This window comes from Massilia sp. HP4, assembly GCF_005222695.1.
In the GTDB taxonomy this organism is placed as follows: Bacteria; Pseudomonadota; Gammaproteobacteria; order Burkholderiales; family Burkholderiaceae_D; genus Telluria.
Genome location: NZ_STGG01000020.1, coordinates 66,274 through 73,691, shown reverse-complemented (window position 1 = coordinate 73,691; position 7,418 = coordinate 66,274). Strand labels below are relative to the sequence as shown.

The 7,418-nt window shown below is 66.5% G+C and carries 5 protein-coding genes; 2 read left to right on the top strand and 3 right to left on the bottom strand.

All coding sequences use genetic code 11. The features are described from left to right. Positions 1-103: 103 nt before the first annotated feature. Positions 104-1,138 (bottom strand): alpha/beta fold hydrolase, encoded by a 1,035-nt coding sequence (locus E8M83_RS10035; protein WP_229491481.1) that lies wholly within the window; start codon positions 1,136-1,138, stop codon positions 104-106. Continuing rightward, positions 1,135-2,028 carry an NAD-dependent protein deacetylase gene (locus E8M83_RS10030; protein WP_137173223.1) on the bottom strand — a complete coding sequence of 298 codons (894 nt, stop codon included), beginning with the start codon at positions 2,026-2,028 and terminating at the stop codon, positions 1,135-1,137. Before E8M83_RS10030 ends, E8M83_RS10035 begins: the two co-directional genes overlap by 4 nt. A 151-nt stretch (positions 2,029-2,179) precedes the next feature. On the opposite strand from E8M83_RS10030, the gene E8M83_RS10025 reads away from it, so the two are divergent. Continuing rightward, positions 2,180-4,822: a hypothetical protein gene (locus E8M83_RS10025; RefSeq protein ID WP_137173222.1), complete on the top strand. Its 2,643-nt coding sequence runs from the start codon at positions 2,180-2,182 to the stop codon at positions 4,820-4,822. Then, positions 4,819-6,567, top strand: coding sequence for a hypothetical protein (locus E8M83_RS10020; protein ID WP_137173221.1), 1,749 nt, complete (start codon positions 4,819-4,821; stop codon positions 6,565-6,567). The genes E8M83_RS10025 and E8M83_RS10020 overlap by 4 nt, the downstream gene beginning before the upstream one ends. Here E8M83_RS10020 and E8M83_RS10015 read toward each other — a convergent pair. Continuing rightward, positions 6,513-7,418 (bottom strand): DMT family transporter, encoded by a 906-nt coding sequence (locus tag E8M83_RS10015; protein ID WP_137173220.1) that lies wholly within the window; start codon positions 7,416-7,418, stop codon positions 6,513-6,515. The genes E8M83_RS10020 and E8M83_RS10015 overlap by 55 nt on opposite strands.

Genomic DNA, 7,418 nt, shown 5'->3' with positions numbered 1-7,418 from the left:
GTTGGCGGCTCTGCCGCCGACGCGGCGATGGTTGGCAGCGAGATCATCTGGCGCGACATCGGAACCGATAACCATCACCGCGTCGGCGGCGAAGCCGCCAACCCTACACCCCGCTTTCGCCGGCCGCCGCCCGCGCGATCTCGCGCGCACTGGGCAGATGGGCCGGCGCACCGACCTGGGCCGCGATCGCATCGATCGCCCCCAGCACCTTGCCGGGTTCGGCGTAATGCAGCATATGCCCCACGCCGGGCGTCACCGATAGTTCGCTATGGCGCAGCGCCGCGTGCAGCCGTTCGGCGTTGTGCGCGCAACCGCAGACCCCGTCCTGGGTGCCGGACAGTATCTGCACCGGCACCTTCAGCTGCCCGTAACGCCGCGCGAGCGACATCGTGGCCGGCACCATCAGGCTGGCGTCGGCGGCATTCGCCCGCAACTGGGCTGGCCGCAATCCCATCCATGGCGAGCGTGCCCGGAAGCGCTCCGATACCGGCATCGGCGCAAACGCGCGGCCGACCGCGGCCGGCCAGATCAGCCGTCCGGCCAGCGGCGCCACCGTATAGCGCAGCACGTCGCCCACCAGCGGCACGGCGGGCGGCGCGCCGACCATGACGTCCAGCCGCACGCTCGGATAGTAGTAACCCGAGACCAGCACCAGCCCGCGCACGAAATGTGGTATCTGCAGCCCCAGGCCCAGGGCCACCAGCGCACCCCAGGAGTGGCCGACCACGATCGCGCTCTCGACTTTCAATTCCTGCAGCGCGTGGTGCAGCAGGCGCGCCTGCCTGTCGGGCGTCCAGACCGTGCTGCGGGGGCGCTCGCTGTAGCCGAAGCCGGGGCGGTCGAAGGCGATCACGCGATAGTGCTCGGCGGCCGCATCCAACAGGCCGCTATGCTCCCAGTCGGTGGCGTCGACGCCGTTTCCGTGCAAGAGCACCAGCGCCGGGCCCTGGCCGCGCTCCAGGTAATGCAGTTTGACGCCGTCGACCGTGATGAAGCGGCCGGCCGGCGGGTGTTCGCGTTCGACACGGCGCGACTTGGCGCGCACGTACAGCCAGGAAGCCAGCAGGCCCAGGCCGGCGATGGCGGCGCCGGTCGACAGGCGGCGCGTGGTGCTTTCGTCACGATATGAGCTGATCACATGATCCCCCTGTGGTCGATGGGATCGGATAGTGGCGCGGGTCGGTCCGCCCCCAGCAATCGTGCGACTTGCGGCAGGAGCTGTTCGGCCGAGGCTTCCAGCTTGAGTGCCAGCATCTCGTCGGCGCGCGTGCGGCCGAGGTTCACGGCGGCGATCGGCTTGCCCGCCGCCTGGGCCAGCCGACAGAAACGAAAACCCGAATACACCATCAGCGACGAGCCGACCACCAGCAGCGCGTCGGCCGCCTCCATCTGGGCCAGCGCACAGGCCGTGCGGGCCGAGGGGACGTTATCGCCGAAGAACACGACGTCGGGCATCAAGACCCCGCCGCAATGTACGCAGGCGGGAATCTCGACGCCGGTGACGGCGTCCGGGTCAAGCGCAGCGTCGCCATCGGGCAGCGGCGCCGCCATCGCCTGCAGCAAGGCCGGATTGGCGAATTCGAGCTGGGTCTGCACGAAAGCGCGTGGGAAGCGCGCGCCACAACCCAGGCAAGCCACATGGTGAATATTGCCGTGCAATTCGAGCAAGGCGTGGCTGCCGGCCTGCTGGTGCAGGCCATCGACGTTCTGGGTGAGGATGAAGCCGAGCCGGCCGCCGGCTTCTAGGGCGGCCAGCGCCCGGTGCCCGGCATTCGGCGCGGCGCGCGCCAGCAGCGGCCAGCCGACCATGCTGCGCGCCCAGTAGCGGCGCTGGATGGCGCGGTCGCGCCGGAATTCCGGACCCTGGATCGGCAGGCGGCCGCGCCGCACACCGTCACGGTCGCGGTAGTCGGGGATGCCGGATGCGGTCGACAGGCCGGCGCCGGTCAGGACCAGCGTGCGCGGATGCCGCTCGATGAACCGTGCCAGGTCGGTCACCTGTCGAAGAAGAAAATCATGTTCTGCCATGCCAGCCTTTCCACCTTTTCGCACATCCTATCATTCGCGAAGGCTTGATCGGCACACGCCGGCCGACGGGATCGTGAGGACATGAAAATACAGTTTCCACATGGTTATAAACGTCCTAGAATTAGCCTCTGAAAATTCCGGAATTTTTTGCATGGCGTCGTTATATGAATTGCTGAATACGCTACGTCCCAGGCGCGCGTTCTTCAGCTCCTATACTTTTTCAGCGGACTGGTTCGAAGCGGTCGTGTACCCGCTGCTCAAGCACCAGGAATGCGAGCAAGTCACCGTCATGCTCGATGCAAGGGAAGCGCGGTCGAGTGTCGACAATTCGACCAGCCACCTGGGCGGCAGCCGCTACCGCATCATCGGCACGACCCCTCGCGGTTCCGGACCCGGCATTTTTCATCCAAAGATCGCGTACCTCGAATGCGAACACCAGGATGTTCTGGTGGTCAGCAGCGCCAACCTGACGACCCTGGGCCAGTGCCAGGCCTTCGAAGTTATCGACGCCGTGTGGGCCGGCGACGCACCTGCAGTGTTCGAGCAGGCGGCCGATTTCTTCGGCGCCCTCCCGCACAGGCTGGCGATGCTCCAGTCGGGCGACCTGAAGGTGCTCGAGGGGTTGGCGGGGCGTGCACGAGCCCAGGCGGCGACATTCGCTTCTCATATGAGCGTGCCGCCTTCGGTGTGGCTGGTCAGCACCGCGCAGCAGAGCGCCGCCAGCCAGTTCATCGCACTCGCCGCACAATATCTACCCGCGCCGGCGACGCTGACAGTGCTCTCTCCCTTCCATGACGCAGACCTGGCCGCCACCGTCCAACTGGCCGGTGCAATCGGGGCGGTCGAGCCGCTATGTGCACTCGCACGCAGCAACGGACGCCTGGTGGCGCCGTTCCCTTCGCCTTCGAACGGAATGCGACGGATGCCGGTCTATGTCGAGGTGCAGAACCAGGGCCGTCCCCTGCATGCAAAATGGTTCGAGCTGGCTGGGAGCGATGGCAGGACGCTGGTCATGACCGGCTCCGTCAATGCGACATGGCGCAGTCTATGGACAACCAATAATATCGAGGTCGCGCTGGTTCGCCTCCGACAGCCGGGAGAGTCGACCGGATGGCTGCCGGTGCACGAGGAGCCCTGCTACGTGCCATGCGAGTTTCCCGCACCCGAAACAGGCCCTGACGCGCTTTTGTTCGTCGCTTCGATCGGTCGCGACAATGTGCTCGATGTAAGGATGTCGGCCACCCTCCCTGGCCCCGTGACCGCGCTCGAGCTGTATTGCGCAGGGCGCAGCTGGCCTCTATCGGATGATGTCGTGACCGACGGCGACAGGATCCTTTGCGTGCTCGACAGGCGTTTCCGCGACGAGCTGCCCGAGGCGGCGCTGTGGCTCGACGTCACCGTCGACGGCATCGTCGGCAGAAGCTGGGTGAACATCGAACGCTCGCTGGGCCTCAAGCCGTCCCAGCTTGACCTGTTCAAATCGATCGCCCGTGTCGAGTCCGACATCTGCGACGAGGAGGATATGTTCCAGCTGTTCAGCGCCGGACACGCGCTGCTGACCGGCAGCAGGCTCGACAAGAAGGGCTTGCCGGGAAAAGCCGTGCGGCGGCCAGAAGGAGTAAACGATATCTCGTACGTCACCGAGGCCCAGTGGATGGCCGGCCTCGACGCCGGCGACGATGCCGGGCGAAGTACAGTGGATGCGGCGGTGCGTCTGTTCCAGGCAATCGGCACGCTTCTCGAGCTCGGCGACGCCGACATTGCGGAGCGGCTCGGCGCTGGGACTGGCAGCGCACCGGCTGCAGCGGATGACGAGACCGATGACGATGAGCAGCCAGCGGACGCCGACGACGGCAGGGGCGACGGGGGCGGCCGGCCCGCTCGCGGGCACGCGCCTCCCGGGGCATCCCGGCTTGCCGGACTCGCGCAGGCCAGGCGAACGCTACAGGCGGCGATCGACCTGCGCCTCAAGCGTCCGATGCCGGACGCCGTCGCGGTGCTGCTGGTGCCGCAAAAGCTCAGGAATCATCTTCGCTCGGGCCTGCCCGAACAGCTTTCCGACGTCGATTTCGGCCATTGCGGTCCCAATCCGGCATATGACCCCGTGCTCGACGTTTACCTGCACGGCATACTGCAGTCCCTGCATTCGTTGACACTCACGCCTGCGGCCGCGGCCGAGATCCTGCCAGTAGCGCTCGGCGCGGCCTGTGTGGCGGGACTGTGCCTGCAGCGGCGCGGGCTCACGGTCGACCATGCGCGGTTCCGCCTTGCGCTCGACTCGCTGGCCAGGCGCCAGATCGCATCCGAAGAGTATGAACAGTTCCTGCACAAGACGTGGCGTGAGGGACGACTTCCGAGAATGCTGCGCTTCGATGTCGCTGACCTCCAGTCCCAGGCAATCCGGATTGCAACGGCGCCCGCGCCCATGACGAAAATCGCCAGCTTGATCGAACGCGCGTTGGACGATGCCGCTCCGCTCGATGCGGCAGCCAGCCCGCTCGACCGGTCGATCGCTTCCGCCCTGCGCCGGCGTCGTGCGCCACGGTGGAAGCTTTACGCCGTGATCGCCGCCGATGAACTCCCAAGACGGGTCAGTTGTCCGCAATGCCACGCTCCCCTTGATACCGACCAGATACGCAGCCTGCATAACGATCGCATGATCCTGTGCAAAGCCAGTTGTGGTCGCCCGATCATTTTCAAGCAGGGCGCAAGCGCAGGGCAAGCGCTGCCACATGAATCCCAGGCACTGACCAGGGATCTTCGACCTGCCACGACGTCAAGGGAAACGGTATGAAGCTCACGGGCCCCGTCTTCACCGACGAGCCGCCACGATCGATCGGTGGCGATTTCCTGGACATGGGGGCGATCGGTGAACGCCTTTACGGAGAGGTATTTCCTGGCTTGAACAACGCCGCACGGCACATCCGCCCCTACGCCGCCATTTGCTGGATCGTCGACCAGGTGCGGAGGCAGGCTTTCGCCGGTGGGCAGGGCGTCGAGCCGGAGGAACTCGTGCGCCGCACCAGGCAAGGTATCTGGAAGATGCAACTCCTTCTGACCTGGGCCGCCACCATGGATGACCTGGATGGCTACCCAGGCAAGACGCGTTTTTCGGACGACCCGGACGAAGTGTTGCTCACAAGAGAAGCCAGCGGCGTGGGCGTATCGTTCTTCGATGCCGTCTGGTACCGGCCCAGTCTGGTCAACGGCCTGCGCTTCCTGGCCGGCAGCAGCAGGGAGGCCACCAGGGACACCTTCGCATGCAGGCCGCCAGGCCTGGCGCTGGCAGGTGCCTACGAAGACCTAGTCGTCCAGCTCGATCCCGCGCTGGCCGCCTGGCTCGCCGATCCGGAACGACTTCATTGCACGCGCCAGCAGCTGCATGCCCTGCGCCCGGTCCTGCAACTGGCGGCCCCGAGTACAGGGGAGTGCACGGCGTTCCTGCAGCAATTCCTTGGTATCACCTCGGTCCCCGTCGGCCCGGGAGGCGCGAAGCGGCGCTGCGGGGTGCTGCTCGTCATGCGCGTACTGGCCGCGCTGGAACGCGAAGGCGCCATCTGCTCGGTGGACACGATCCGCTACACGATGTCGGCTGGCGTGACGCCCGGCGGTGTCGCGATCCTATTGGATGGGGTCGAATCGGCCCAGGCGCACTGGGCCGCGCTACAGGTGCGCTCCGTCCAGCGACTGGCTGCCGAAACCCTCCTGGCGCTGGTCGACCGCCACATCTCGATCGCCGAACAGGATGGCCTGCCACGCCGGGCGGACGACATCGCCATGCGCATCGCCGCCTATCTCGCGACACCAGACGCACGCCCCGTCGTCACCGTGGGCGATCGCTACCGTGAGATCAAGCAGCACCAGGGGAACAACAAATTGGCGCACTGTGCAGGCCATGTCGCCGGCATCGACCTGGTGTGCCTCGAAAAGATCAAGTCGCAGCTGCGAGGCAGTATCAAGAATGACACGTCGGCTTGGGCGGCTGCGGCCGAGGCGGCAATTTCCTCGCTCGTCCTGTGCGCGGTTGAATCGGACAACCTGGCCGCAATGGCTGTCGCCGCACCGCTCTTGCACTGGGATGCTGGAAGGTTCTCTCTGGCTGAGCTGTCCGTCCTCACGACCCGTCATCGGGAATCGGGACTCGCCGAGTTTGCCAGCGACCTGACCAGGAAGTTCGTCATCGAACAGCACCTGCGCACAGCGATCGGACGCTCAGCGAGACAGCACGATGGCATCGACCGTTTCATCTTCAGCCAGGATCGTCAAGGATTGACCCGGATCCCGCACGCGCGTCGCGGCACTTTCGCCGACGTCGGCGAGCCGGCGGACATCCTCTACCATGTGTTGCTCATGCTCGAAAATGGCGGAAAGCTCATATCGCAGCGGCCGTCCGATGTCACGGCAAATCAGCTACGCTTCGTCGCCCGTTTCACGCTCAATGAAGCGGGCCACGCCCTTCTTGCGGGCCAGGAATCGGTGTCGTTTCAGCGCGCCGACACCGCAATCCCGCCGACGATCATGCCGAACGCCAGCACGTGATACAGGTGCGGCGCCTCGCCCAGGAATGCCGACGACAGCAGCGCGGTGAACAGCGGCGTCAGGTTGATGAAGAAGGCGCCCAGGCTCGGGCCCGCGCGCTGCACGCCGGCGCCCCAGCAGCGCATGGCGATGATCGCCGGGCCGATCGCCACGTACAGCAGGGCGGCGGCCAGCGGCCAGCTCCAGGCGATGTGCACGTCGGTCATGGCCCATTCGCCGCCGGCCAGCGCGCCCGACCACATCACGCCGAACCCGACCTGGGCCAGCAAGAAGGCGGCCCAGTCGGCGCGCAGGGCCGGCACGTCCTTCTGCTGCATCAGCAGCCAGCTGTAGAACGACCAGGCGATAGTGGCCAGGATCATGTACAGGTCGCCCGGCACCAGGCGCAATGCCGCCAGCTGGGCCAGGTCGCCGCGGCACATCACGACCAGCACGCCGGCGATCGACAGCACGGCCCCAGCCACTTGCTTGCGCTTGACCGGGACCTTGAAGAACAGCCGCCCGACCAGCAGCATCCAGACCGGCACGCCCGAGGCCACCAGGGTCACGTTGATCGGCGAAGAACTCTGCAGCGCCAGGTACTGCAGCGAGTTGTACAGGCCGACGCCCAACAGGCCGAGCATGCTGTAGCGCTTCCAGTTGGCCAGTACGCCGCTGCCGGCGCGCAGGGCGGCGCGGCCCAGCGGCAGCAGCACGGCCAGCGCGATCGACCAGCGGATCAGGTTGAGCGTCATCGGCGGCACCGCGTCGCGCACCAGGCGGCCGACGATGGCGTTGCCGGCCCAGAGCACGGGAGGGATGGTCAGGAGCAGGGCGGTGGCCGGCGTCAGCCGGTGGTGTGGCGCGGTCAT